The sequence below is a fragment of the Erwinia sp. AC075 genome, from assembly GCF_979253995.1.
This window is the reverse complement of record NZ_CEEDEU010000001.1, coordinates 4,776,287-4,802,744: the sequence shown is the minus strand read 5'-3', so window position 1 is coordinate 4,802,744 and position 26,458 is coordinate 4,776,287. Positions and strand designations below refer to the sequence as shown.

Sequence of the window (26,458 nt, the reverse complement as noted above, 5' to 3'; positions counted from 1 at the left end):
ATGACCTCGATTCAGCACAACCTACAGCAAGTCCGCGAGCGAATCTCCGCGGCAGCCGCAAAGTGCGGGCGCGATCCGGCAGAGATTACTTTGCTTGCAGTCAGCAAAACAAAGCCCCAGAGCGCGGTCGAAGAAGCTATTGCTGCGGGCCAGCGGTGCTTTGGTGAAAACTACGTGCAGGAAGGCGTGGATAAGATCCTGGCGCTGGGGAATTCCGCTCTGGAGTGGCACTTTATTGGTCCGCTGCAATCCAACAAGAGCCGACTGGTGGCGGAGAACTTTGACTGGTGCCACACCGTGGACCGGCTGAAAATTGCCACCCGGCTTAACGAACAGCGTCCGGCTGATTTGCCGTCGCTGAATGTGCTGATTCAGATAAACATCAGTGACGAAAACAGTAAATCTGGCATCATGCTGGAGGCACTGAGCGAACTGGCAAAAGAGATCGCCCTGCTGCCGCGCTTAACGCTGCGTGGCCTGATGGCCATCCCGGCACCCGAAGCGGAGTATGCGCGGCAGTTAGCGGTGTGCCAGCAGATGGCAGAGGCGTTTAACGCACTGAAAAAAGACTATCCCGCTGTCGATACGCTTTCTCTGGGAATGAGCGACGACATGGATGCTGCAATCGCGGCAGGCAGTACCATGGTGCGCATTGGCACCGCTATTTTTGGCGCGCGTGATTACAGCGCCGCTCACAACAATAACTGAGGAACCCCATGCTGACGTTGACTTTCCTGGTCAAAACCCTGATCGATCTGTACGTAATGGTGCTGTTATTACGTATCTGGATGCAGTGGTCACGAGCCGATTTCTATAACCCGCTGGCGCAGTTTGTCGTTAAAATTACCCAACCGGTGGTGAAACCGTTGCGACGGATCCTGCCCTCCATTGGCCCGGTAGATACCGCGTCACTGTTGCTGGCGTTTGTGCTGACGACGCTGAAATACCCGATTTTGTTGCTGATTCAGGTGGGTGCCTTCTCGGTTGACCCGATGAATCTGCTGGTGGGTCTGTTATCGCTGCTGAAGTCAGCGGGCAACCTGGTGTTCTGGGTGATCATCATCCGTTCACTGATGAGCTGGATCAGCCAGGGCCGTGGCCCGGTGGATCAGGTGCTGATCCAACTGACCGAGCCGCTGATGTCCCCTATACGCCGGATATTGCCCGCGATGGGCGGTATCGACTTCTCGGCCATGGTAGTGATTTTGATCCTCTATATGCTGAACTACCTGGGCATGGACCTGTTCCCTGGCCTCTGGTATCTGCTGTAACCTGAAAATTCTGGACCTGATATGCAAAAAGTAGTGCTCGCCACCGGCAACCCCGGCAAAGTTCGTGAAATGGCTGATTTACTGGCCGCCTTTGGCCTCGACATTGTGGCGCAAACCGAACTGGGCGTGGAGTCAGCTGAAGAGACTGGCCTGACGTTTATTGAAAACGCCATCCTGAAAGCGCGTCATGCGGCGGCGATAACCGGCCTGCCGGCAATTGCCGATGACTCCGGGCTGGCGGTCGATGCGCTGGGCGGCGCACCGGGCATTTACTCGGCGCGCTATGCCGGGGAAGACGCCAGCGATCGGCAGAACCTGCTGAAGCTGTTGACGGCGCTGGAAAACGTGCCTGACGATAAGCGTCAGGCGCAGTTCCATTGCGTGCTGGTTTATCTGCGCCACGCAGAAGACCCGACGCCACTGGTGTTTCATGGCAGCTGGCAGGGTGAAATCACCCGCAGCGCCGTGGGCGAAGGCGGCTTCGGCTATGACCCGATCTTCTTTGTACCTAAGCTGGGTAAAACCGCCGGTGAGATGACCAAAGCCGAGAAGCACGCGGTTTCCCATCGTGGCAAAGCCATGACGCTGCTGCTGGAAGCGATGCGCAATGCGTAAGCTGCCGCCACTCAGTCTGTATATCCATATTCCCTGGTGCGTGCAGAAGTGCCCCTACTGCGACTTCAACTCGCACGCGCTGAAAGGGGATGTGCCGCACCAGGAGTATGTGCAGCACCTGCTGGCGGATCTGGATGCCGACCTTCACCTGACCTCCGGGCGCGAAGTCAGCACCATTTTCATCGGCGGCGGCACGCCGAGTTTGTTAAGCAGTGAAGCCATGCAGATGTTGCTGGATGGCGTTCGCGCCCGCCTGCCCCTTTCTGCCACGGCGGAAATCACCATGGAAGCCAATCCCGGTGCCGTGGAAGCAGACCGCTTCAGCGGCTACCAGCGCGCCGGAATCAACCGCATCTCAATTGGGGTGCAGAGTTTCAGCGCGCAGAAACTGGAGCGTTTGGGACGCATTCACGGCCCGGAAGAGGCAAAGCGTGCGGCTCAACTGGCAACAGATTTGAATCTGCGCAGCTTTAACCTCGATTTGATGCACGGTTTGCCGGATCAGTCCCTTGAAGAGGCGCTGGACGATTTACGCCAGGCGATTGCGCTGAACCCACCGCATCTGTCGTGGTATCAGCTGACTATCGAACCCAACACGCTGTTTGCCTCACGTCCGCCAAAACTGCCGGATGATGACGCGCTGTGGGATATCTTCGAACAGGGTGATCGGCTGCTGACGGCGGCAGGTTACGTGCAGTACGAAACCTCGGCCTATGCCAAACCGGGTTATCGCTGTGAGCACAACCTCAACTACTGGCGCTTTGGTGACTACTTAGGGATTGGCTGTGGCGCACACGGCAAGCTGACCCAGACCGATGGCCGCATTATCCGCACCACCAAAACCCGTCATCCACGCGGTTTTATGGCCGGAAAATATCTCGACCGTCAACAGGACGTCAGCGACAGCGACAAGCCGTTCGAATTCTTTATGAACCGCTTCCGCTTGCTGGAAGCGGCGCCACGTGCCGAATATCCGCTGTATACCGGCCTCGATGAGAGCAGCATCCGCCCGCAAATCGATCGTGCCCTCAGCGAAGGCTATCTGACGGAAACGGCGGAAAGCTGGCAGGTGACGGAGAAAGGGAAGCTGTTCCTCAACTCGCTGCTTGAGCTGTTCCTCGCAGAAGAAGAGACGCCATAAAAACAAAACGCCTGATGAAGCTCATCAGGCGTTTTTTTATCGTGCACGGTTGGGCTTACTTCAGGCCGGCAATCATCGCCTGGCGCTGATCTTCCAGCACCGTCACCCGGTTACAGACTTCATGACCGAAGTTCTGGAAATCCTGCTCCTGCCCTTTCCACTCGTCCTGTAACGACTGCTGTAAACCGCCGAGATTGCCCATCAGCGCCTGCAGCGGATTCCCGCCGTTACCGGCCTGCTTGCTGCCCATCTCGTTCAGGCTGTCCTGCACCACGCCGCCCATCGCACTCTGCACCAGCGCCTCGCCATCTTTGCGCACCTGATCGATGGCCTGATGATGGAAGGTCAGCCCATCGCTACGATGCTCAATAATCCGGTTCATCTGCTGTTTCAGCTGCGTATCCAGCGAGGTCAGACGGTTACGCACGTTGCTGTCCTGCCCGAGCTTTTCAACAATCACTTTATCCAGCGCAACGCGGCCTTTTTCCAGACGCTGACGTGCACCCTGATCGATCCACGGCAAATCACGACGTAATGCGGTCTGGTAATCAATCGCTTTCTGGCGCGTGGCGGTGTCGACCGTGGCCGCTTTGCCGTTTTGCTGCACGTCGCCGGTTGGGGTGATCACCAGATTGCCGCTGGCACCCACCACCTGCACAGTCTGCGGGGAGATCACGATGTCATCCTGGGGTTTCACGCTACATTGATAGTCAGCCTGAGCCTGACCCGCTGCCAGCAACAGCGCTGCCACCATCATCGCTTTACGCATTTTGCATTCTCCTGAGAAAGAAAAGGCCACGCATGCGTGGCCCCAACAAACATCCGTTTATCCCGACATCCTTTCAGATGCGACGAGGGATACTGACTTAGTCCCACCAGACATCGAAAAGTTCGGTGACCTGAATGTTGTTCAGTTTACGTTCTTCCAGCCATTTGCGCACCAGCTCGCGGTGCTCATCGGTGCATTTGCCGGTCTGCTGCAGGCAAATCAAACCTTCCCAGTGCAGGTAGCCGCTGCCATCAAAGGCCAGGCCGTTCGGGTCGATCACTTCTTCGATCAGCGCATCAACACTTTTGTCGATGGTCTCTTCGCTGGTACCTTCCGGGAAGGAGAAACCAATTGAGAAACCTAATTCCTGAAACTCATCGATATGCATTTTCTTGCGTAAGCGACGACTGCGTTGGGTAGCCATTATTTAATCCTCTCAAACATCAGATCCCAAACACCGTGACCAAGACGCTGGCCACGCTGCTCAAATTTCGTTAACGGACGCGACTCTGGGCGCGGCACGTAGTCTTGTGTTTCTGACTGGTTTTTATAGCCAGCAATGCTGTTCATCACTTCCAGCATGTGCTCGGCATAGGCTTCCCAGTCGGTAGCCATGTGGAACACGCCGCCCAGCTTCAGCTTGCGCATCACCAGCTCGGCAAACGGGGCCTGCACGATACGGCGTTTGTTATGACGCGCTTTGTGCCACGGGTCCGGGAAGAACAGCTGCACCATACGCAGCGAATTATCCGGGATCATCTTCTCTAACACGTCGACCGCATCGTGGCACATCACGCGCAGATTCTCCACGCCGGCTTCCTGCGCGCTGCTCAGGCAAGCGCCGACGCCGGGTGAATGCACTTCAATTCCGAGGAAGTCCTGCGCCGGATTATTTTGCGCCATGGTGACCAGAGAAGCCCCCATGCCGAAACCGATCTCCAGCACCACCGGTGATTCACGGCCAAATAAGCTGACCAGATCAACAGGTTCAGGCTGATATTCAACACCCATTACCGGCCAGTAATTGTCCAGCGCGTGCTGCTGGCCTTTCGTCAGACGACCCTGACGACGAACGAAGCTGCGAATACGGCGCATTGGGCGACCGTTCTCATCAAACTCCGGGGAAATGACATCACTCTTCATATTTCTGCCTGCTGGTCTGCAATCTCTGGAAAGGGGGCATTATGCAAAGTTACAGCGGTTAAGCAAGCCCCGGTAACTTCCGGTTTACAGCATAGTTGGTCTGTGCTGGAATCCCAGCCTGATTTTCACTTATCCAGGATATTTCTCTGACATGATGCAAGCGCCGCAGTTCTCACGGCAGGTACTGGAGTGGTATCAGCGCTTTGGCCGCAAAACTCTGCCCTGGCAGCTGGAAAAAACGCCGTATAAAGTCTGGCTTTCGGAAGTGATGCTGCAGCAAACGCAGGTCGCGACGGTAATCCCTTATTTCGAACGCTTTATGGCGCGCTTCCCTGAAATCAGCGATTTAGCCAACGCTCCGCTGGATGAAGTTCTGCATTTATGGACCGGCCTCGGTTACTACGCCCGCGCGCGCAATCTGCATAAAGCGGCGAAAACGGTGGCGGAGAAGCACAACGGCATTTTCCCGCAGACCTTTGACGAGGTGATGGATTTACCCGGCGTCGGCCGGTCGACGGCGGGCGCGATCCTCTCTTTATCTCTCGGGCAGCATTATCCGATCCTCGACGGCAACGTTAAGCGCGTGTTGGCCCGCTGCTATGCCGTCTCCGGCTGGCCGGGCAAAAAAGAGGTCGAGAAGCGCCTGTGGGAGATCAGCGAAGAGGTCACGCCGGCCGAAGGCGTCAGCCAGTTTAATCAGGCGATGATGGATTTAGGGGCGATGGTCTGTACCCGCTCAAAACCTAAATGCGAAATCTGCCCGCTGAATCTGGGCTGCATCGCCTATGCCAACGGCAGCTGGGCCAGTTACCCCGGCAAAAAGCCAAAACAGACGCTGCCGGTGCGCACCGGCTGGCTGTTGATGATGCAGCAGGATCAGGAAGTCTGGCTGGAACAGCGCCCGCCGGTCGGCCTGTGGGGCGGGCTGTTCTGTTTCCCGCAGTTTGCTACCCTGCCCGAGTTGCAACAGTGGCTGAGCGACAAACGCATTGATGGCGCAACGCTGCAACAGAGCATCGCGTTTCGTCACACCTTTAGCCATTTCCACCTGGATATTGTGCCAATGTGGCTGGAACTGCCTCCGGCAGGCGCGGTAATGGATGAAGGCGCTGGTCTCTGGTATAACTTAGCGCAGCCACAGTCCGTTGGGCTGGCCGCGCCGGTGGATCGCCTGTTACAACAGCTGCGTCAGCCACAACAGAAAGCGCTGAACATCCGCGCGACAGAAGAGGAAGAGTAATGAGCCGAATGATTTTTTGCACGTTCCTGCAACGTGACGCCGAAGGGCAGGATTTCCAGCTGTATCCGGGTGAGACGGGCAAACGTATCTATAATGAGATTTCGAAAGAAGCCTGGTCACAGTGGATGAGCAAACAAACCATGCTGATCAACGAGAAGAAGCTCAGCATGATGAACCCCGACGATCGTAAGCAGCTGGAGCAGGAGATGATCAAATTCCTGTTTGAAGGGCATGAGGTCCATATCGAAGGTTACACCCCGCCAGAAGAATAATCGTTGGGCCTCACAGATGAGGCCCTCTCAATGTGGGCGAAGCACGACAAGATGAATAAGAAACTACTTAGTTTGCTGGTAATAGCGCCGCTGCTGATTTCCTGCTCAGGCAACAAAAAGCCGGCTTTCCACGAAGAGTGGGTTAAAGACACCAACGGATTCGATATTCTGATGGGACAGTTTGCCCATAACATCGAGAATATCTGGGGCATCAACGAAGTGCTGATCGCCGGCCCCAAAGACTACGTGAAGTACAGCGATCAATATTACACCCGCAGCCACATCAACTTTGAGTCGGGATCGATCACCATCGAGACCATTGCCGGGACCGATCCGATGACCAGCCTGCGTCAGGCGATCATCACTACCCTGTTGATCGGTAACGATCCGGGGAATGTCGATCTGTACTCGGATGCCAATGATATTAAGCTCGGTACCGAGCCGCTGCTTTACGGCCAGGTGCTGGATAACACCGGACAGGCGATCCGCTGGCAAGGCCGTGCGGCCACCTTTGCGGACTATCTGATCCAAAACAAGCTGCAGCGCCGCACCTCCGGGCTGCATGTGATCTACTCGATCACCATTCCGATGGTGCCAAACCATCTGGATAAGCGTGCCCATAAATACCTGCCGATGGTGCGCGAAGCCTCCGCGAAGTATGGCGTCGATCAGTCGTTGATCCTGGCGATTATGCAGATTGAATCGAGCTTTAACCCGTATGCGGTCAGTAATGCCGACGCGCTGGGATTGATGCAGGTGGTGCAGCACACCGCCGGGGTTGACGTGTTCCGCATGAAGGGCAAATGGGGTAAACCGAGCCGCAGCTATCTGCTGGATCCGGAAAACAACATTGATGCCGGTACCGCCTATCTGTCGATCCTGCAGGGCAGCTATCTGGCCGGGATCACCAACCCAACCTCGCGGCGTTATGCGGTGATCACTGCCTATAACGGTGGCGCGGGCAGCGTGTTGAAAGTGTTCTCCAGCGATAAAACGCGGGCGTTTAACACCATCAACAATCTGTCGCCAGCCGAGGTGTATCAGACGCTGACCACCAATCATCCGTCGGCGGAATCCCGTCGTTATCTGTATAAAGTGAGCAGCGCGCAGAAGAGCTACCACTCGTACTGATAGTGAGGCAAAAAAAGGGCAGCTCCGTAAGGGCTGCCCTTTTTTATGGTTGATACGCCCTGCTGTGGGCAAAAATTAACGGCTGATATTTTTGAATTGTTTTGTGGTGTCGGTCAGTGCGGTTTCGGTTGGCAGACGCTCCATTGAGCTGGCCCCGTAAAAACCGTCGCACTGCGGGCAGTTATCCAGAATGTACTGGGCATCTTCCGGGCTGGAAATCGGCCCGCCGTGGCACAGCACAATCACGTTTTCCCGCACGCTTTTCGCCGCCGTGGCCCACTGATTAATCAGCGGCACGCAATCCGCTAACTTCAGCGCGGTTTCTGCGCCAATATTCCCACCGGTGGTCAGCCCCATATGCGGCACGATAATATCGGCACCGGCTTCGGTCATGGCGATGGCATCGGCTTCGCTGAACACATACGGCGTGGTCAGCATCTCTTTCTGGTGCGCCAGACGGATCATATCGACTTCCAGGCCGTAGCCCATGCCGGTCTCTTCCAGATTGGCGCGGAAGTTACCATCGATCAGCCCGACGGTCGGGAAGTTTTGCACGCCCGAAAAGCCCAACGCTTTCAGCTCGTCCAGAAAACGATCGAACTGGCAGAACGGATCGGTGCCGTTGACGCCGGCCAGAACCGGGGTGTTTTTCACCACCGGCAGCACTTCCTTCGCCATATCCACCACAATCTCATTGGCGTTACCGTAGGCCAGCAGTCCGGCCAGCGAGCCGCGTCCGGCCATGCGATAACGGCCTGAGTTATAAATGACGATAAGATCGATGCCGCCTGCCTCTTCGCATTTCGCAGAGAGGCCGGTGCCGGCACCGCCGCCGATAATCGGCTCGCGGCGGGCAATCATCTGGTTAAATTTTGTCAGTATTTCCTGACGGGTAAAAGCCATTCTCAGTACTCCTTTGCCAGTTGGCGGAACTGCTCCACAGCAATCTGTGCAAATTCCCGGTCGTTAATGTTATAGGGTACGCGAAGTATTTTACGCTTTGCCGTCTGCACTAAACGGTCTTCCAGCGTGGTAATAAAGGCCCGATCGGCGTCCGGAGACCAGAATGCCTGGCCTGGCGCATCCAGTGCCGAGAATCCGCTTTCCGGGATCAGGAACACAATTTTCCCCTGACACCGGTTCAACTTGTCGGCGATCCAGGTTGCCAGCGCCACATTCTCCTCAACCGTGGTGCGCATCAGCGTAACCTGCGCATTGTGATGATAGAAGAGACGGTCGGCATATTTTTCCGGCACGCTGTCGGCATGGCCGAAGTTGACCATATCCAGCGCACCGCAGGAGATCACGCAGGGCACCTCTGAGCTGGCCAGCGCATCAAAGCGGGTATCATCACAGGCCAGCACGCCACCAAACAGCAGGTCGCACACTTCGGTGGTAGTCAGATCGAGCAGGCCGGACAGCATATAGCTGGCGGTGAGTTTTTCCATCGCCATGCCGCCGCTGCCGGTGGCGTGGAACACCACGCAGTCATAGTCCTTTTCCAGCGCGGCGCTGACGTGCTGAATACAGGGCGTGGTGACGCCGAACATGGTCAGCCCCAGCGCCGGATTTTCATTCGGATCCTCTTCGACGTCCCATAACACGGCACCCGCGACCTGGTGGGCGGCGTTGGCCAGCACCCGGCGGGAGATGCGGTTCAGGCCCGCCACATCGGTCACGGAATTCAGCATGGTGATATCGCTGGCGCCGACATAGCCGGAGACGTCGCCGGAGGCCATGGTAGAAACCATCACTTTCGGGATGCCGATGGGCAGTGCCTGCATCGCCGGGGTGATCAGCGCCGTTCCGCCGGATCCGCCTAAACCAATCACGCCGAGCAGGTCGCTTCTTTTGCTGAGGAAATTCTTAAATGCCAGCGCCATGGCATCAATGGCTCTGCCGCGGTCGCCGCAGAACACCGCGTTGCGTCCATCGGGATGGAAGTCGGCGATCAGTTCCGGGGGGAAATCCGCTTCAGAAGGCATAACTGGTTGAGTTGACAGATCAACTGTTAACACGTCTGCACCGGTTTTGGCGATGCAATCACTGACGTAAAACAGTTCCCTTCCTTTAGTATCTGCTGTAGCAACAGCGTAGATATAACCTGCGTTTATACTCATAGTCGTAACAACACCCTGTTATCAGACGAAATAAGAACTTGAAAAACCAGTAATAAAAACGTACATAACCTGTACGCCTCATTATTTTCAAGGCCACGAGATTACAGTACCACCTTCATTATTGGTAAATCAATTGAATGAAATATGCGTCTCACAGAGATGTTGACTATGCTTACGGCTGAGGTCTGGCTTTTAGATTTGCCCCGAAGTCATCGCGATTTCTTCCGGGCATTATTCGTCAATCGCTTGAATTTCAAGCCGAATTAATTGAACAAATGAGGTTATTGTGGAGCAAAGGGATTCCGCTGGGGTTATGACATTAACCGCTACAAGGGCAAGAACACGACGCTTACTGATTGAAACAGCAATGAAGATGTTCGACAGTGGCGCCTTCCCGTCGATCACCGAAGTGGCTCAGGAAGCACAGCTTTCGCGGGCGACTGCCTACCGTTATTTTCCCACTCAGAGCGCGCTGGTTTCGGCCATCGTGACTGAGACGCTCAGCCCGATCAAAAACTGGCGTCCGACTAAACAAGACACCGGCGACCGCATTGATGAGATGCTGGGATTTGCCTTCCCGCGCATGCTGGAGCATGAAGGCACGCTGCGTGCTGCCCTGCACCTTTCTCTGACGCAGTGGGCACAGTCACGTTCCAGCGAACGGCCTGAAAAAGAGAAGCTGATCAGGGGTAACCGCAAGGCGATGCTGCAGCATGTGGTTGAGCCGTTAAACCAGGAGATGTCGCCGAAGATGGTGGAGCGCGTGGTTCAGTCGCTGTCGCTGGTGTACGGCTCGGAGATTTTTCTGGTGATGAAGGATATCTGGGGCTGCGATAACGTGCAGCTGGAAGATATTGGCAAGTGGATAGCCAAAGCGATCGTCCGTCAGGCGCGTGAAGATGAAAAAGCGCTGACGGCGGACTGAGCTGCCGCAAAAGCACAGGGGCCACAATCGCGGCCCCTGATACTCACCTGTTACTGACAGCCGTTACGCGTTAAGCATGTAGCCAAACAGACGCTTCACGCCATTCTCATCGGCTTCGGCATAGACGCCCTGCAGTTCCGGCGAGAAGCCTGGCAGCAGATTAAGCCCTTCTTCCAGCGCGAGGAAGTAGCGTTGAACCGCCCCGCCCCAGGCTTCGCCAGGCACAACACAGAGCACGCCCGGAGGATAAGGCAGTGCGCCTTCAGCCGCGATGCGTCCTTCCGCCTTCGCAATCGGCACCAGCTCGACGTTGCCACGAATAAATTCGATATTGGCATCCTGCGGGTTCATCATCACTTTTGGCAGGCTTTCCTGACGGAACATCGCCTTCTGCAAATCCTTCACGCCATAGCTGACGTACAGCTGATGCATCTCCTGACAGAGACGACGCAGGGTGTAACCTGCGTAGCGCTTCGCATTCTTGCGGTAGATGGTTGGCAGTACGTCGGATAGCAGCGCATCCTCTTTGACGTGCTGTTCGAACTGCGCCAGCTTAGCCACCAGATGGGCCATTTTCTCGATGCTCTCTGCGGGCGTCAGTAGGAACAGGATCGAGTTAAGGTCGCACTTCTCCGGTACCACGCCATTTTCGCGCAGGTAGTTAGCCAGGATAGTAGCCGGGATGCCGAAGGACGCGTACTGACCGGTGGCGGCATCGATGCCCGGCGTGGTCAGCAGCAGCTTACAGGGATCGATCAGGTACTGATCTTTCTCGTAGCCCTCAAAGCCATGCCAGTCAGCGCGCGGCGCAAAGCTAAAGTAGCGGGCATCCGAGGCGATGATTTCGGTTTTCGCATCCTGCCAGGGTTTGCCGTCCACTTCATCGGGAATAAACGGCTTAATCATGTCGCAGCGGGCCAGGATCGCTTTACGGGCATCGATGCCGAGGGTGACGCATTCGTGCCACAGGCGACGCCCCGCTTCGCCCTGATGCATTTTGGCATTCACGTCCAGCGCGGCAAACAGCGGATAGAACGGGCTGGTTGAGGCGTGCAGCATAAACGCATTGTTGAGGCGTTTATGGCTACAGAAGCGCTTCTGACCGCGCAGGTGGTTATCTTTTTTGTGGATCTGCGAGGTTTGCGAGAAACCGGCCTGCTGTTTATGCACCGACTGGGTAACAAAGATGCCCGGATCGTTTTCGTTGAGTTCCAGCAGCAGCGGCGAGCAGGCTTCCATCACCGGAATAAACTGTTCATAGCCGACCCATGCCGAGTCAAACAGGATGTAGTCGCAGAGGTGGCCGATGCTGTCGATCACTCTACGGGCGTTATAGACGGTGCCGTCGTAGGTGCCAAGCTGGATCACCGCCAGGCGGAAAGGACGGTCTTCCTGCGCGCGTTCCGGCGCCACCTGTTTAATCTGCTCGCGGATGTAGTCCTCGTTAAAGCAGCGCGCATCGATACCGCCGATAAAGCCAAACGGGTTGCGGGCGGTTTCGAGGTAGATCGGGGTCGCACCGGCCTGGATCAACGCGCCGTGGTGGTTCGATTTATGGTTGTTGCGGTCGAAGAGCACCAGGTCGCCGCGCGTCAGCAAGGCGTTGGTCACCACTTTATTGGCGCTGGAGGTGCCGTTCAGCACGAAATAGGTTTTATCGGCGTTGAAGACTTTCGCGGCAAACTTTTGTGCATGTTTCGCCGATCCTTCGTGGATCAGCAGGTCGCCCAGCTTTACGTCGGCATTGCACATATCGGCGCGGAAGACGTTTTCGCCGAAGAAGTCGAAGAACTGACGTCCAGCCGGGTGTTTTTTGAAGAAAGCGCCGCCCTGGTGGCCGGGACAGGCAAAGGTGCTGTTATCCATCGCGACATATTTAGTCAGCGTATTAAAGAACGGCGGCAGCAGTTCGCTCTGGTATTCGGACGCGGCGGCTTCGAGTTTGATCGCATCGTCCCCGGCACCGGTCAGCAGGCCGACGTTTTCCGGCAGGTCAATTTCCTGTTCCTGCTCAGGGTAGTCCAGCGAGATAAACACCGGCAGGTTAAAGCCGGTATGGCGCAGCAGCGCCAGCATGCCGCTACGGGAGTCGGCAACAGAAACGACCACCGCCGCCACATCCGTAAAATCAGTTTTCTCCAGCGTAACGACTTCGCGTCCGGTCTGGAGGTGGATAGCCACAGTGGTGCTGGCTGCAATTTTCAGTGGTGTCATAGCACAAATCCTCAGGCGTCAAGGATGAGTGGGTGCCAGAGGCACAGCAATGGGAGACGGCAATAGCCCTCTTCCGGCGAAAGGTGTCAGACAGGTGAACAGCCAACAGGGTCCGGCTTCAACCGATAGACATCAGTAAAATCAGATCGCGTCTGTTTTTACTCATGGCCAACAGTAAGCGTATGAAAACCTCACCGCACGGTGAGAGATTTTTTCGACAGGATGTGACAAGCGGATCGGCGCGCCAGCGACATACGTGAATGTCGGGTACAGGTGCTGTTTTTCAGCAGTGAACCAGGCATGGCGGCGACCTTAAAGTGGCGTGGTGACGTTATCCGTCAGAGTGGGCGCAATGATGGCACTTTTTTTTTTCAGGTTCAAGACGGCGGGTGAATTTAGCGGCTGGCGGCGGGTTGGCTAACCTATTGATATTTAGCAGGTAAAATTGTCGATAAAAATAAAAAAGGTTATTTTTCTGTTGGTTATGCAGTTTTGTTGCAAAGATATTCAACGGGGTGAAGGTCAACACCGGCTTCGTGGTTTGGCGTCAGCATAGTTGAAGGGTTTGGTGGATACACAGGTCAACACCGGCTCCGTGGTTTGGCGTCAGCATAGAGCGCGGTATCCGAGACGCCGTAAATCCATCCCTGGAGGCTTGGCTGCGGCATCCCTGCCGCAGACACTCGGCTACCGCGCTCTGTGCTGCCACCTTATAACATTCGCGTAGTTGATAGGTTTGGTGGAAGCACAGGTCAAGGGCAGCCAGCTGGGCCGGGTTTTGACCTCTGTCCACAATCAACCATTCGACACTGAAGCTTAGGGGAAAGGGGAGAGAGTTGATAAGCAAAGCATAGGCGACAGAGCGAGTGGGATTTTGACCTGTGTGTCCACAATTAATCATTCGACTTTGAAGCTTAGGGGAAGGGAGAGAGAGTTGATAAGCAAAGCATCGGCGACAGGGATGTCGCCGCTGAGCCCCCAGGGATGGGTGCACGGCGTCTTTGTGTTCAACTCTCTCTCCCTGAGCTTGCCATCAGAACATACAGACGACTTACCGTACTCCACAGCCCACTCTCCTCCTACTTTGCCACCAGAAAAAACAGTCGACCTACCAAACCCCAGATCTACAGCCAGTGCTGCGCCGCGATCTTCTCGCCGTCGCTGAAGCGCGCCATCCGAAATGCCGTGGGATCGACTATCGGTTTCGAGCCACTCACCAAATCGGCCATCAACTGCCCTGCGGCGGGCGCGATGCCGAAACCGTGCCCGGAAAAACCGGTGGCGATAAACAGACCGGGCACCGTTGGCGCGCCTGAAATCACCGGGATCGCATCCGGCATCGTGTCGATCATTCCGCCCCAACTTTGCGCGACCTGCACGTTGCCCAGCGCTGGCAACCACTGCTGCAGATTAATCAGGATCTGTTTGAGCACCGCCGGATCGATCTGCGGATCCAATACCCGGATCCGCTCATACAGCGAGACTTTATCCGCCTGACCAGGCCGCCAGTGCAACGCTTCTTCCACAAAACGCTGCCCCAACCGCAACTGTAACGCCTTGCGCTCCTGCCAGAACGCCGGGAAAAAAGCCTTCAGAAAACGTAACGAATCAGGCGTGATATCGGCGGTATTGAGCGCGGAACTGGCGATGGTCAGCCCACCGTCCAACCGCTTGCGCATCGCGACGCCACCAAAACTGACGCACGGCGCGATTTCACAATTTACCGGCCGGGTTCTCATCACCGTCGACAAAACCTTTAACTGCGGCAAGGTGATCCCCATTCCCTGCAACAACAACCTGGACCAGACGCCGCCAGCTACCACCACCGACTGACAGGCCACCGCTCCGTGCTCGGTCACCACGTGACTCACCCGTCCGGCAGCACGCTCAATGGTTCGCACGGCGCAATGCTGCTGAATATTCACTCCCAACTCCATCGCGTACATCGCCATCGCGGGCGCGGCTTTTTGTGGCTCGGCCCGACCATCCAATGGCGTCCACATGCCACCGGCTATCGCCTGATTCAGACCTGGAAGCCTGTCGGCGGTCTGCGTTGCCGACAGCATCTCACTGTGAATATCATACTGACGAGCTTCGTCACACCAACGCTGATGCCTATCGCGCTGCGCTTCAGTGCGTGAGGTGTAGAGAATGCCCTCGCGGCGAAAACCGGTTTCGCGTCCCACCAACTGATTCATCCCCTCCCACATTCTCAAACTTTGCTCGATCAACGGCAGCTCGCGCAGATCGCGCCCGGTCCGGCGGCACCAGCCCCAGTTGCGGCTGGATTGCTCGGCGGCAACGGTGCCCTTCTCCAACAGAACAACCTGGATCCCTCGCTGAGCCAGCGACAACGCCGTCGCCACCCCAATAATCCCTCCACCGATCACCACCACTTCCGCCTGTGTCGGGAAGATTGCCGACGATGGCACTAAATCAACGACTGGACCCATGACTTACCCTCACTTAGTATTGATCTTCCACGGTCCAGTTCACCGGGATCTCCGCAATGCTGGTGGTGGTCGGCAGCTCCAGCACCGTGCGCACCAGATGCGCCAAATCCTCGGGCTGCGTCATCTTCTCCGCCGGCACTTCCGTCAGCGCGGTGCCCATATCGGTCGCAACATACCCCGGACAGATGGCGGTGGATCGAATGCCGTCTTCATCACCAATCCGCCGCAGACCGTGAGCCAGCGCCAGTGCAGCAAACTTGCTCATCGCGTACAGGCTTGAACGCTCTGCGCGCACGCGCTTACCGGATAACGAAACCAGCGTCACAATCCGCCCGCTGCCGCTGGCTACCAGATGCGGCCAGGCCTTGCGGCTCAGACGCATCGGCGACTTCACGTTGACGTCAAAAGTGCGGTCAAACTCGTCATCGGTGGCGGTCAGCACCGAAACCGGCAGCATCATCCCGGCGTTATGGATCACCGCGTCGATGCGGCCAAATTTTGCGATGGTGGCCGCAATCCAGTCGTCTTCGGTGGCGCCATCCAGCGCATCAAATCGACAGACCAGCTGATGCTCAGGATCGGCGTTGGCCACCTCTTCCGGCGTCCGGCATCCCAGGCTCACCGCCCAACCGTTCGCCAATAAATTTGCGGCAATGGCCGCACCAATTCCACGGCTGGCACCGCTGATCAGCGCCACGCGCCGGGTAGAAGCATTCATCAGGTTATTCTCCAGTTAGCTCATTGATGCCCGCAGACGCGTATCCAGCGGACTTAACATCGGTTCTACGCCAGCCACTTCTTCCTGCAATAACGCCACATAGCGCTGCACGGCGTCCGGCGTCAAACGGGGTGACAATACGGTTAAGCCCAGCGATCCCACCACGCCCGCACCCGCCACGCGGATCGGCACCGACACTCCGCCGATCCCCGGCAATAATTCGCCAGGATCCAGCGCGTAACCGCGCGAGGCGGTTTGATCGATCAACGACTGCAGTCGGGTTTTGGTCAGGATCGGCCAGTTATTCAGCCGCAGCGCATTACGTTCGAGGATCGCCTGCTGCGTTTCCGCGTCGAGAAACGACAGGATCGCCAGACTGCCGGGACCCAGACCGAGCGGCACCGCGCCGCCTATCGAGCCGGTCAGCGTCTGCATCTGAAAATCACTGTCATAACGGTCGATACACACCGAATCATCACGGTCGCGCGCCATCAGCATCACCGTCTCGCCGGTCAACTGCCGCAGACGTTCCAGCGCCGGCTGGAAGTGGCGACGCAGGCCTGGCCCTTTGGCCGCCTTCGCCCCGTAAATCAGGAGCTTGGTGCCCAGCCGGTAGCACTTATCCCCCTGGGCTTTATGCAACAGCTGATGATCCACCAGCGAATTCAAAATGCGGTGACAGGTCACCTTGTTGAGCCCGGACAGCTCGCACAGCGTTTTCAGCGTCAGACCTTCGCTGCCGACGTCTGACACCAGGTCCAGCAGCATCACCGCACGGTCCAGAAGCTGGACCCCGTTTTTCCCCTGAGCGTCGCTCATCGCCCCTCCAGAATTCCACTATGTGGAACTTTTAATTATAAGATTTCAATATGTGGTTTTTTGTTGACTAAATTTCTAGCAGATTTCACACTCGGTTGGCAAGTGAGATGCATTTTTAAGCACACCAGGGCTAAAAAAGAATCAGAGCATCGCGCTGCCGACAGACCAAAACCTGAGCCGAAAAGGCCGGAAATCACCTGCAATCACCACGACATCGGAAGGATGTAAACATGAAAAGAAATCGCGCATTGATGGCTCTTTCCCTGCTGATTATGGCTCCTGTTATTACCCATGCTGACACCCTGTCCGATATCAAAAGTCGTGGCGTACTGACCGTGGGTATCAAAAACGATTATCCGCCGTACGGCTTTATGAATGCCGAAGGCAAAACGGTCGGCTTTGAAGTGGATCTGGCGCGATCCATCGCCGCTAACCTGCTCGGATCACCCGACAAAATCAAACTGGTGCCGGTCAACGCCTCCAACCGCATTCAGTTTCTGCAGTCCGGCCAGATCGACCTGATTATGGCCACGCTGGGCGTAACGCCAGAGCGCGCCAAAGAAATTGATTTCACCGTGGAGTATGTTTCGGCAGCGGGCCCGTCGGTGATGGCGCGCAAAGAAGCCAAATTCAACCAGTGGGAACAGCTGAAAGGCCAGAAAATCTGCGGCATTCAGGGCTCTTACTACAACAAAACGCTGACGCAGAAATACGGCATCCAGCTGGTGAACTTCACCGCCCTGCCGGAAGCCTATCGTGCGTTGCAGGATAACCGCTGCGTGGCGATGGTCTTCGACGACATGACCTTGCAGAACAAGCTGGGCGAGCCGGGCTGGAGCGACTACAAAATTGCCATCAAGCCTTACGAGTTCCTGCCGATGGCGGGCGGACTCCGCAAGGGTGACGAGGCGTTCAAAAACGCGGTTAACGCGGCAATCGTGAAAACGGAAGGCGAAAACAAGCTGGTTGAATGGCAGAGCACCTACCATATGCCGCCCTCTGACTACATCACTAAGCGTGCCGAAGCCGCCCGCGCAGCCAAGTAAGCGGCGGGAGCGTAACGATGTTCGGACTCGATTATTCCTGGCTGCTGGATCCGACCTATCAGCAATGGCTGCTTCAGGGCGTGGTGCAGACGCTGGAGCTGGCGGCACTCTCTTCGGTGATTGCCATCGTCATCGGCCTGGCCGGTGCGCTTGGGCTGACCTTCAAAATCGCCTGGCTTGATGCGCTAATCGAGCTGTTTGTAGAGCTGTTTCGCAACACGCCGCCGCTGCTGCAGATGCTGTTTTTCTACTTCACCCTGACGCAGATTGGCTTTACCGCCACCGATCCGGTTACCGGGCTGCAGGTGCCGCTGGTCAGCGCCTTCGCCTCGGCAACCGTCTCGCTTAGCCTGTTTGGCGGCGCGCTGTGCATTGAAGCCTTTCGTTCCGGCTTTGATGCGGTGCCGAAAGCCACGCTGGAGGCGGCGCGATCCCTCGGCTATTCCCGCTGGGGACTGTTTGTGCACGTGCAGGCGCCGATTGCGTCACGCATCTGCCTGCCGCCGCTCACCAACGTACTGACCAATTTATTTAAAACCACCTCGCAGGCGTCGGTGATCACCGTGCCGGAGCTGATGTATGCCGCCGGACAGATCTACAACGACACCTTCCGCACGCTGGAAGTGATGCTGTTAGTGCTGCTGATTTATGTGGTGCTGGTCAGCCTGCTGGTGTGGTTTATCGGCTGGGTCGAGCGTCGTCTCGCCTATCCTGGCTACGGAGGTTAATCATGGATGCGCTCTATCTGAAGCGAAAGCGCCAGACCAAGCAGGCCTTTGCGCTGCTGGCGCTGATCGGACTGCTGTTCAGCATCTTTAACGATCCGGGTGGCGAATGGCATCAGGTGTGGTTGCGGCTGCCGCTGCTGTTAACCGGCAGTCAGCAAGGCTGGCCATGGTCGGGCGGCTTTGTGCTGAACATCTATATCAGCATTGTCAGCATGGCGCTTTCCACCGTGTTTGGCCTGCTGCTGGGGCTGGCGATGATGGCCAAACGCCGCTGGCTCAGCCTGCCGGCCCGCGCGCTGATGAACTTTCTGCGCAACGCGCCCTGGCTGGTGCTGCTGTTCTCGATGCTCTACCTGCTGCCCTATCACGCCTCGCTGTTTGGCATTTCCTTTACCTTCTCACCGCTGTTTAAGGCGATTGTCGGGCTAAGCCTGCCCACCGCCGCCAACTTCGCCGAAGTGATCCGCGGTGCCGTGCAGTCGGTGCACAGCGGTCAGTGGGAATCCGCGCGCTCGATGGGCTACAGCTACTGGCAGATCTACCGACTGGTGATCCTGCCGCAGGCCTTCCGCCGCATCATCCCCGGCTGGATGAACCTGTATGCGCTGCTGACCATCTCCACCGCGCTGGCCACCGTCACCGGCGTGCAGGAAGTGGTCACGCTGTTGCGCACCACGCTGGCGACCGAAGGGGAAAGCACGCTGGTTTACTTCTACGTGACCGTGCTGCTGATGTTCTTCTTTTATTGCTACCCGATTGCGCTGCTGGCGTGTCGGCTGGAAAAAAATACCAAAGGGGAAGCTATATGAGCGAGCGTAACCACGCCCTTATTGAGCTGGACAATATTCACAAATCGTTCGGCGATACCCATGTGCTGAAGGGGATTTCGCTGAGCGTGAATAAAGGCGAAGCGATGTGCATCATCGGCCCGTCTGGCTCCGGCAAGTCCACCATTTTGCGCTGCATCAACGGCCTGCTGCCGGTTGATGAAGGCTTCGTTCGCGTCGGCAATCACCGCGTGCATGAGATGACCAGCGAGAAGCAGATGCGTCCGCTGCGTCACCAGGTGTCGATGGTGTTCCAGCAGTACAACCTGTTCCCGCATCGCACGGTGCTGGACAACATCATGATGGCGCCGATGCAGGTCCTGAAGCATCAGCGGGATGAGGTGCGCGAGCGGGCGCTCAGGCTGATCGCCAAAGTGCGCCTGACCGGCAAAGAAGATCGCTATCCCGGCGAGCTGTCCGGCGGCCAGCAACAGCGCGTGGCCATCGCCCGATCGCTGGCGATGCAGCCGGAAATCATTCTGTTTGATGAGGTGACCGCGGCGCTCGATCCGGAGACGGTAAAAGAAGTGCTGAACACCATCCGCGAACTGGTGGATGAAGGGATGACCTGCGTGCTGGTCACCCACGAGATGCGCTTTGCCCGTGAAGTGTCGCACCGGGTGTGCTTCACCGATCGCGGCCGGATAGTGGAAAGCGCCCCGCCCGCGCAACTTTTTGATGCCCCGCAGGATCCGCGCACCCGCGAGTTCCTCGGCCAGGTTTTGTGATCCTTTTGAGAGACACCATGGCAAGCCAAACTGATGAGTTTTTTACCGCCGACTTCAAAACCAGTCCGTACTGGTGGGAAGCCGCGCCGCCTGAAACGGTTTTAGATCCTCTGCCGGCCACCGCCGATGTGGTAGTGGTCGGCTCCGGCTTTGCCGGCCTGAACGCCGCTATTGAGCTGGCACGTCACGGCAAAAAAGTGGTGGTGCTGGACGCCAACGAACTCGGCAGCGGCGGCAGCACCCGCACCGGCGGTATGATCAGCAGCGGTCAGAAGTTGGTGGTCGGGGGCGCTATCAAAGGCATCTCGCCCGAGCTGTTCAGCAAGATGATTGCCGACTCCATCGCCTCTTTCGACTTTATTCAGCAGCTGGTCAAAAGCGAGCAGCTGGATGCTGACCTGTTTATCGGCGGTCGCTATTTTGGCGCGCACACCAAAAAGCAGCTCGACAGTCTGTATCAGATGGGCGATATCCTGCACCAGGTGACCGGCGTGACCGTGCATAAGGTGAAGCGTAAAGAGCAGGCGTCGATCATCGGTTCTGAGTTCTATCACGGTGGGATTCTGGTCGATGAGTACGGCGGCGTGCATCCAGGGAAATACAATAAGGCGCTGCGCGATTTGGCCCGCCAGTTGGGTGCCACTCTGTTTTCTCACGCGCGCGTGACCGCAATTACGCCACGCGATGGCGGCAAAATCGTTAACACCGAGCGCGGCACCATTACTGCACAAGAAGTGTTAGTGCTAACTAACGGTTATACCGATACCCTGGCCACGCCGAACCTGGCGAAGCGCATTGTGCCGGTGAAAAGCTACCAAATCGCCACCGAACCGCTACCGCCCGAGCTGATGGCGAAGCTGATCCCCGGCGGCAGGATGATCACCGACAGTCGCCGCGATCTGATCTATACCCGCCCTTCTCCCGACGGCACGCGCCTGCTGTTTGGCTCGCGTCCTGGCATAATGGACTGCGACGATAAAACCGCGGCGATTAAGATCCGCGAAAGGATGTTGGCAATTTGGCCGGAGTTGGCGGGCTACAAAATCAGCCACGCCTGGAGCGGTTATGTCGGCATGACGCACGATAAAACCGCCTATGCCGGGCTGATGGACAACGCGCGCTTTGCGGTGGGCTGCAACGGCAACGGCGTGGCGCTGATGAGCTGGCTGGGATACCGTGCGGCGCAGAAGGTGCTGGGCACGGAACCGCGTCCGCTGTCGTTCGATCGCCCCACCTTTAAGCGCATTCCGCTGTACGATGGACGCCCGTGGTTTGTGCCCTTTGTCAGCGGCTGGTATCGCATGCGTGACGCGGTGGACAAGCGGCTGGATTGAGGTGGGTTAGCCGCGAGAACGTTTAAGGCACGAGAAAACGTGCGGGTGATGCAGGAAAACAACGGTGCGTGCGGCTTAAAATTTCGACTGACTGCACAGGAAATTATCACTTCATCATCAGGTTGATGGAAAAGAGTGCAATCAGTTGCGTTTTGACGACAAAGCCATTGACGCCCCGCTGCCAGTACGGTTTAATGCGCCGCGTTGCCCGGATAGCTCAGTCGGTAGAGCAGGGGATTGAAAATCCCCGTGTCCTTGGTTCGATTCCGAGTCCGGGCACCATCATTTAAAGCACGCTGGTCAGGTTTGACGGGTGATGTAAGAAGTGGGTGTTCAGGCAATGATGGCAGTTGATGCCTCATCCCATACTGAACATATCCATCTTCCAGAAAGGGTACCTGTTAACGCAGGTGCCCTTTTTCGTTTGGGGGTGTGGAGATGATTTCAGAACGCAATAGCCAAGTAGTCTCCCTGCCAACATCTCCATTACCTCCTCATTTAAAACGTCCAAATGTGGTAATTCTTGCACAGCATATCTCTACCTTTTCATTGCTGCCTCCGGAGTTCTGCCCAGATGATTTCAGTTGAAGGTGTTTGGTTGCTCGCGAGGTTGGCGGGTGCCGGCGTTGCGATTTTGCGAGGTCGACTGGGTGTGAGTAAAGCCAGCTTTTGGCTGACAATCTGCCGATAGCTCGCAGCAGGTTTTCCTCCAGCCGGGTGGTGATAGCAGCCAGCCGCTTTCAACCAACTGTCGGGGCTGCGTTTCCAGCACTCGCGAAGAATACGCGCCGCTGCATTTAGATTGATATACGGATCAAATGCATCCCACGTTGAACTAACGCGATGGCCATTCCAGCCGAGATTGACCTGCGCGATACCGACATCGATTCTCTTCATCGGGTGGCTTTTCATAAATTGCTGCAGCGCCTGCTAGGCCGCTGCCTGCTTTCATAACGGTAGCCTTTACCCGCGACGTTGATTGTCCAAGGCCACGGGCGCGTGCCGTGTGGCAGCTTGCGCGATGATTCTGCCAGCGCCAACGAGTAAAGCGATTCAGCCGGAACACCATGTTGCAGAGCGACTTTTTGATAACCCGACGGCACGCTTTGCATGTTGGTTGATGCCATTGAGCTTGCAGCGCTCAGCAACAAAGCGGCGGTCAAAAAGCTGCGATATGACATCCGTTTTCCCCCTGTTGGAGAAGGGCCGGCATGATGCCGCTGCCGTAGCGCATCCAGCGGCCTGCATCGTGGTTCAGGGTGATACGGCGTTCGCGAACTTGTTCGGCGGCAATGCGATGCTGCTGTGCCCAGTTGCGGAGTTTCCGATCGCTGCCTTCGTTATCGATAAGGTAGATATCAACGTGGCGTTTAACGGCGAGAACGGCGGAGAGTCGGGCATCGCAGCGCTGGTAATCTGCTTCACGCACGAATAACGCCAGGCCACCACCTGAGTCATGCGCGATACCTGCGGCGTTGCCCATATTAACCGGCAACATGGTGGGCATTAGACGCTTCCCAGCAGCATCAACTTCTCGCTGGAATTTAAGCTCCTTTTCGGTGCGCTCGTATTCCTGTTTTACCCAAAGTTCTGCGTAGTGACGGCGCTCGGTGTCGTTGCGGGCTTCAATGCCGAGAGTGCTTAATGGGTCAAGCGAAGGAGACTGAGCTCCTCTAACACCGTTCATTAGTAATCTATATCGAGAATATTCTTTTTCAGTAAGTCCTGTAGTTAAACTTGAATCCTCAGCGTTGGATTTTTTCGCTTGGAGTAATGCAACTCCTACCTTATTACTTTTGTGCTCGCGATAATATGCACTTGAGGTAAACGGTATAGTAATAAGGAAGATTACTATACCATTCAATCCAATTGGTTTCATATTACTTTACCGTTAGAGTGTTCATGCAAGAAAAATATAATGTATATAAGATGGCGAGCACTCTAACCGTTAAAATAGATTTCTTTATCGAAACTTTCCCCCTCTTTAACAGAGGGGGGGACACTATTCCTTTGGCTTCCAAGCCTGAATTATCTTTTCAAAATTCACTAACTTCCATTGTTCTGACCAAATGTCATAGAATGGTATATCAGTCGAACTTGGTTCCGGATCGCAACTATCAATAATAACCCTGGAGGGTAATGTTATTGAGTCTCCAATGAGCAAAGCCTCCCCACATTTTAATATTGGTAAGTTATCAACCATATTCCCAGCAGTATCCGGCATTAATTTCTTTATTGTTCTTTGGTCTTCTGGGTTAGTTAATCTCATGGAAATGAAGTTGTTACATTGTGAGAATATGGTTTCTGAAACTTCAGATGGCCTTTGACTAACAATAGCCAAAGTTACACCATATTTCCTGCCTTCCTTTGCAAGCCTTTCAATGGCAAATTTTGATGCTCTGTATTTTCCCAAATCACTTCTAGGGATATATTTATGTGCTTCCTCAAACACTAATAATAGAGGTGTATCTGAAACCTTACTCTCTTGTAAGCAACGCTTAGTGTAATACCCAAATTCAAATAGCACTCTGGTTATCAAAGAAACCGTTATGCTAATTACTTCAAATGGAATACCGCTAAGGTTTATTACAGTAACGTTAGATTTCTTATCCACATAACCGATAAATTGCTTTAATATTTCATCAAGCCCAAGATCTTTAACATCATTAAATAAGAATCGTAAGCGTCCATTATTAAGGATATTTTCTAATCGAATAATTAATCTATCAAATTCTCCATTGAATGGACCATTAACAAGATTGCTTTCCTTGACGAAATCAAACTCCTCATTGAAGTAACATGGCAATCTCTCATTAATTACTAAGGTTGAATTCGCTACAGGTTTCTTTCCATCCTTCTTACTGATGAGTTCATTGGTCATGTTTTTTAAATAGGTGACCACTTCTCTTATATCAAAATAGTGAGGTGAGTCGAAATAAACCTTTTGCCCTGGGTTGTGAAGTTCTTTATTCTTTGTTACTGCATATCTAAACTGGGATACTTGGTTGTGTGAGTTATTTTCTGAGCTTTCAATGAAGAGTTCAGATAGCTCCTCATCATTCAAAAGCCAATATGGTATTTTTATGTTTTTTTCATCAACATAGTTGCAATTTGGAAATGCAGAACGATATTCACCATGAATATCAAATATAACTATATGGGAATTGTTTAACTCACTATAGTCAGTCGATTTAACAGTTGTTGCAGACTGAATGATTCGTGCAACTGTGTGAGACTTCCCCGACCCCGTAGATCCTACAATTGCAAAGTGTTTGTTGAAAAATTTATTCCCATTTACTGGGGTTCTTATTTCTGTATTTTGGGATAAAGACGAAAAATCAAACTTATCATTTTTATTCAACCCGGTATTAAAAATAATATTGAGGTCGTCACTTTCTAGTATTCTAATATCATTTACTGGTGGTAAAGGTATGCCATGACCACCTCGAAGAAATATTTTTTTATCAGCCTTATGAGTTAGCGTCCCAATAAGACTCACTTCAAGGATAAATGAAGTTATGGAATAGGAGGTAGCATCGCCACCTCCCATGTCTTTTATTTTATAGTTATCAATTATACCAATTGCATCTTTTTTTATCGTACTTCGGCATGGGATTGCTACATAGCTCCCTATGCTAAACTCTCCCTCAAATGATGAGGGTTCTAAAATCTCAATTGAAACTTTATCAAATGATACACTAACAATTTTGAAGTTATCAGATTCCATTATTTCCTCCTGAGTAAATGAGTTATTTCTTCAGTTGACAGCCCAAAATAGGAAGTGAATAAGCCTCCATTTTTTTTAAATTGTTCACTAGCAGAGGAACAATCAAATGCAATTGATATTCTAGGTGAAAACAAATGGCTTGCGCTCTTATAATTATCCATAGTGATTAACTTCATCCTGAATGAGATTTGGTCGAGGGATTCAGTAATTTTTCCTCTAGATGTTGTTTTTCTTGTAAAAAAATGCTGCTTCGAAAAATAATCAACATTAAATTCCACATTTTCAAAGCCATCATTATAATATAAATTTTGTTGTAGAAGATGCCTCTTTAAATATAAAGGAATTTCAAAGTCTAAAATAAATGTAATGGGTTTAACATCATACGTAGCACGACTATAGTGCCCCTCTATAACATTGGTAATTAACTTGCAAAGTCCGCTTTCATCTTTTGATAACTCACGACCTAAAAAGACATGGATGTCTTTATCAACTGTTGGTAGGTTCAATTCTTTTTTATATATTTTTAATATTCTCTCTCTTTTTTGATGATAGTCAGCTAAAGAATGGAAAATCGTTTTACGTGCAAATTTTACCCCTTGAATAAGTCCTTCCCGATTACACTTTCGTGTAGAAGGATCAGAATTAGTGATTACAAGGTTTCTTAAATACTCAGCCATCAAACAATAATAGATTTGAGCTTCTTCTTCATTAGAGGCCAGACCTATTTTAATTAATGTTTTTAACAAGGATTCATATTGAGAGTCATAATTAGGAGCAAATGCTATTTCAAAATTCTTGTTGAAATCGCTTCTTATTTTTGGAGTGAAATTAGCCACAAAACCAGCGAGATTTTTTAACTTATCAGAGGATCTAACAGTTAAATTAATATTCAATAAATCATCAAGATCAGAATCTGATAGTTTTAAAATATTGGGTTCTTTATCTGCAAAGTAGCAATACAGTGAAAAGTCACAATTAGGATTATCTATGTGATCATTAATTAACTTTATTACAGGTTCTCGAATTTTACTGTAACTAAAGTTCTGTGTTTCTTTATGCTTAACTTGATAAACTATGTTAGACGAATTGATGTCTTGGATGTTTTCAATAAAAAACTCTTGTGTATCTGATTCTGCTAGTAAAATCTCACTAATTGCCTTATCTAATTGAAAGTTAAAACCTTTAATTGCGTAGTACCCACCATCCTCCATGACTATCTCCTTGAGGTTTCAAAAAG

General features: G+C 53.8%; 25 protein-coding genes, 1 tRNA gene and 1 pseudogene. 14 read left to right on the top strand and 13 right to left on the bottom strand.

The features are described 5' to 3' along the window. The 4 genes from AC0IXH_RS22330 to hemW are packed head-to-tail and all read left to right on the top strand — an operon-like array spanning position 1 to position 3,027. Entirely contained in the window at positions 1-708 is a 708-nt protein-coding gene (locus tag AC0IXH_RS22330) for a YggS family pyridoxal phosphate-dependent enzyme (protein WP_346599078.1), read from the top strand. A gap of 8 nt (positions 709-716) precedes the next feature. After that, a complete protein-coding gene (locus tag AC0IXH_RS22325; RefSeq protein WP_013203688.1) occupies positions 717-1,271 on the top strand; it encodes a YggT family protein in 555 nt (184 codons plus the stop codon). Between the two features lie 21 nt (positions 1,272-1,292). Next, positions 1,293-1,886: an XTP/dITP diphosphatase gene (locus AC0IXH_RS22320; protein WP_471721039.1), complete on the top strand. Its 594-nt coding sequence runs from the start codon at positions 1,293-1,295 to the stop codon at positions 1,884-1,886. Next, on the top strand, positions 1,879-3,027 hold the full coding sequence (hemW, locus tag AC0IXH_RS22315) for a radical SAM family heme chaperone HemW (protein ID WP_105760128.1): 1,149 nt from the start codon (positions 1,879-1,881) through the stop codon (positions 3,025-3,027). Before AC0IXH_RS22320 ends, hemW begins: the two co-directional genes overlap by 8 nt. A 55-nt stretch (positions 3,028-3,082) precedes the next feature. Here hemW and AC0IXH_RS22310 read toward each other — a convergent pair whose 3' ends face one another. The 3 genes from AC0IXH_RS22310 to trmB form a co-directional block, all read right to left on the bottom strand. Then, positions 3,083-3,796 (bottom strand): YggN family protein, encoded by a 714-nt coding sequence (locus AC0IXH_RS22310; protein WP_013203691.1) that lies wholly within the window; start codon positions 3,794-3,796, stop codon positions 3,083-3,085. Between the two features lie 97 nt (positions 3,797-3,893). Then, positions 3,894-4,220 carry a YggL family protein gene (locus AC0IXH_RS22305; protein ID WP_013203692.1) on the bottom strand — a complete coding sequence of 109 codons (327 nt, stop codon included), beginning with the start codon at positions 4,218-4,220 and terminating at the stop codon, positions 3,894-3,896. Further along, on the bottom strand, positions 4,220-4,939 hold the full coding sequence (gene trmB / locus AC0IXH_RS22300) for a tRNA (guanosine(46)-N7)-methyltransferase TrmB (protein WP_013203693.1): 720 nt from the start codon (positions 4,937-4,939) through the stop codon (positions 4,220-4,222). Before trmB ends, AC0IXH_RS22305 begins: the two co-directional genes overlap by 1 nt. A gap of 151 nt (positions 4,940-5,090) precedes the next feature. Here trmB and mutY point away from each other — a divergent pair, with 151 nt between their 5' ends. Genes mutY through mltC form a run of 3 tightly spaced genes read left to right on the top strand, consistent with a single transcriptional unit; the run spans position 5,091 to position 7,582 of the window. Next, the gene (gene mutY, locus AC0IXH_RS22295) at positions 5,091-6,179 is read left to right on the top strand and encodes an A/G-specific adenine glycosylase (RefSeq protein WP_134822688.1); all 1,089 of its coding nucleotides are present in this window, start codon (positions 5,091-5,093) and stop codon (positions 6,177-6,179) included. Continuing rightward, positions 6,179-6,451, top strand: coding sequence for an oxidative damage protection protein (locus tag AC0IXH_RS22290; RefSeq protein WP_013203695.1), 273 nt, complete (start codon positions 6,179-6,181; stop codon positions 6,449-6,451). The genes mutY and AC0IXH_RS22290 overlap by 1 nt, the downstream gene beginning before the upstream one ends. 51 nt (positions 6,452-6,502) lie before the next feature. Next, positions 6,503-7,582, top strand: coding sequence for a membrane-bound lytic murein transglycosylase MltC (gene mltC, locus AC0IXH_RS22285; RefSeq protein WP_053143936.1), 1,080 nt, complete (start codon positions 6,503-6,505; stop codon positions 7,580-7,582). A gap of 75 nt (positions 7,583-7,657) precedes the next feature. On the opposite strand, the gene AC0IXH_RS22280 is transcribed toward mltC, so the two are convergent. After that, positions 7,658-8,485: a phosphoenolpyruvate hydrolase family protein gene (locus AC0IXH_RS22280; RefSeq protein WP_013203698.1), complete on the bottom strand. Its 828-nt coding sequence runs from the start codon at positions 8,483-8,485 to the stop codon at positions 7,658-7,660. Between the two features lie 2 nt (positions 8,486-8,487). Continuing rightward, positions 8,488-9,702 (bottom strand): Tm-1-like ATP-binding domain-containing protein, encoded by a 1,215-nt coding sequence (locus AC0IXH_RS22275; RefSeq protein WP_471721038.1) that lies wholly within the window; start codon positions 9,700-9,702, stop codon positions 8,488-8,490. A gap of 313 nt (positions 9,703-10,015) precedes the next feature. On the opposite strand from AC0IXH_RS22275, the gene AC0IXH_RS22270 reads away from it, so the two are divergent. Further along, entirely contained in the window at positions 10,016-10,627 is a 612-nt protein-coding gene (locus tag AC0IXH_RS22270) for a TetR/AcrR family transcriptional regulator (RefSeq protein ID WP_049789626.1), read from the top strand. Positions 10,628-10,690: 63 nt separating this feature from the next. Here the strand turns inward: AC0IXH_RS22270 and AC0IXH_RS22265 are convergent, their stop codons facing one another. From AC0IXH_RS22265 to AC0IXH_RS22250, 4 genes are all read right to left on the bottom strand, one after another. Then, positions 10,691-12,841 (bottom strand): ornithine decarboxylase, encoded by a 2,151-nt coding sequence (locus AC0IXH_RS22265; RefSeq protein WP_471721037.1) that lies wholly within the window; start codon positions 12,839-12,841, stop codon positions 10,691-10,693. A gap of 1,124 nt (positions 12,842-13,965) precedes the next feature. After that, entirely contained in the window at positions 13,966-15,294 is a 1,329-nt protein-coding gene (locus tag AC0IXH_RS22260; RefSeq protein WP_471721036.1) for an NAD(P)/FAD-dependent oxidoreductase, read from the bottom strand. Positions 15,295-15,307: 13 nt separating this feature from the next. After that, entirely contained in the window at positions 15,308-16,012 is a 705-nt protein-coding gene (locus AC0IXH_RS22255; protein ID WP_013203704.1) for an SDR family NAD(P)-dependent oxidoreductase, read from the bottom strand. Between the two features lie 15 nt (positions 16,013-16,027). Next, positions 16,028-16,831, bottom strand: a complete 804-nt coding sequence (locus tag AC0IXH_RS22250; RefSeq protein WP_013203705.1) for an IclR family transcriptional regulator — start codon at positions 16,829-16,831, stop codon at positions 16,028-16,030. Between the two features lie 230 nt (positions 16,832-17,061). Between AC0IXH_RS22250 and AC0IXH_RS22245 the strand changes: the two genes are divergently transcribed. From AC0IXH_RS22245 to AC0IXH_RS22220, 6 genes are all read left to right on the top strand, one after another. Next, the gene (locus AC0IXH_RS22245) at positions 17,062-17,877 is read left to right on the top strand and encodes a transporter substrate-binding domain-containing protein (protein WP_013203706.1); all 816 of its coding nucleotides are present in this window, start codon (positions 17,062-17,064) and stop codon (positions 17,875-17,877) included. A gap of 17 nt (positions 17,878-17,894) precedes the next feature. Next, a complete protein-coding gene (locus AC0IXH_RS22240; RefSeq protein ID WP_013203707.1) occupies positions 17,895-18,605 on the top strand; it encodes an amino acid ABC transporter permease in 711 nt (236 codons plus the stop codon). Between the two features lie 2 nt (positions 18,606-18,607). Beyond that, positions 18,608-19,414 carry an amino acid ABC transporter permease gene (locus AC0IXH_RS22235; RefSeq protein ID WP_471721035.1) on the top strand — a complete coding sequence of 269 codons (807 nt, stop codon included), beginning with the start codon at positions 18,608-18,610 and terminating at the stop codon, positions 19,412-19,414. Next, entirely contained in the window at positions 19,411-20,160 is a 750-nt protein-coding gene (locus tag AC0IXH_RS22230; RefSeq protein WP_471721034.1) for an amino acid ABC transporter ATP-binding protein, read from the top strand. Before AC0IXH_RS22235 ends, AC0IXH_RS22230 begins: the two co-directional genes overlap by 4 nt. Positions 20,161-20,177: 17 nt before the next feature. Next, positions 20,178-21,494 carry an NAD(P)/FAD-dependent oxidoreductase gene (locus AC0IXH_RS22225; RefSeq protein ID WP_471721033.1) on the top strand — a complete coding sequence of 439 codons (1,317 nt, stop codon included), beginning with the start codon at positions 20,178-20,180 and terminating at the stop codon, positions 21,492-21,494. Positions 21,495-21,700: 206 nt separating this feature from the next. Next, positions 21,701-21,776 (top strand) — tRNA-Phe (locus tag AC0IXH_RS22220). Between the two features lie 264 nt (positions 21,777-22,040). On the opposite strand, the pseudogene AC0IXH_RS22215 reads toward AC0IXH_RS22220, so the two are convergent. The 4 genes and pseudogenes from AC0IXH_RS22215 to AC0IXH_RS22200 form a co-directional block, all read right to left on the bottom strand. Then, positions 22,041-22,675 (bottom strand): annotated as a pseudogene (locus AC0IXH_RS22215) (transglycosylase SLT domain-containing protein). Then, positions 22,654-23,373, bottom strand: a complete 720-nt coding sequence (locus AC0IXH_RS22210) for a TIGR03759 family integrating conjugative element protein (protein ID WP_471721032.1) — start codon at positions 23,371-23,373, stop codon at positions 22,654-22,656. Before AC0IXH_RS22210 ends, AC0IXH_RS22215 begins: the two are co-directional and overlap by 22 nt. Positions 23,374-23,496: 123 nt before the next feature. Next, the gene (locus AC0IXH_RS22205) at positions 23,497-25,221 is read right to left on the bottom strand and encodes an ATP-binding protein (RefSeq protein WP_471721031.1); all 1,725 of its coding nucleotides are present in this window, start codon (positions 25,219-25,221) and stop codon (positions 23,497-23,499) included. Then, positions 25,221-26,432 (bottom strand): hypothetical protein, encoded by a 1,212-nt coding sequence (locus tag AC0IXH_RS22200; protein WP_471721030.1) that lies wholly within the window; start codon positions 26,430-26,432, stop codon positions 25,221-25,223. The genes AC0IXH_RS22205 and AC0IXH_RS22200 overlap by 1 nt, the downstream gene beginning before the upstream one ends. Positions 26,433-26,458 lie beyond the last annotated feature (26 nt).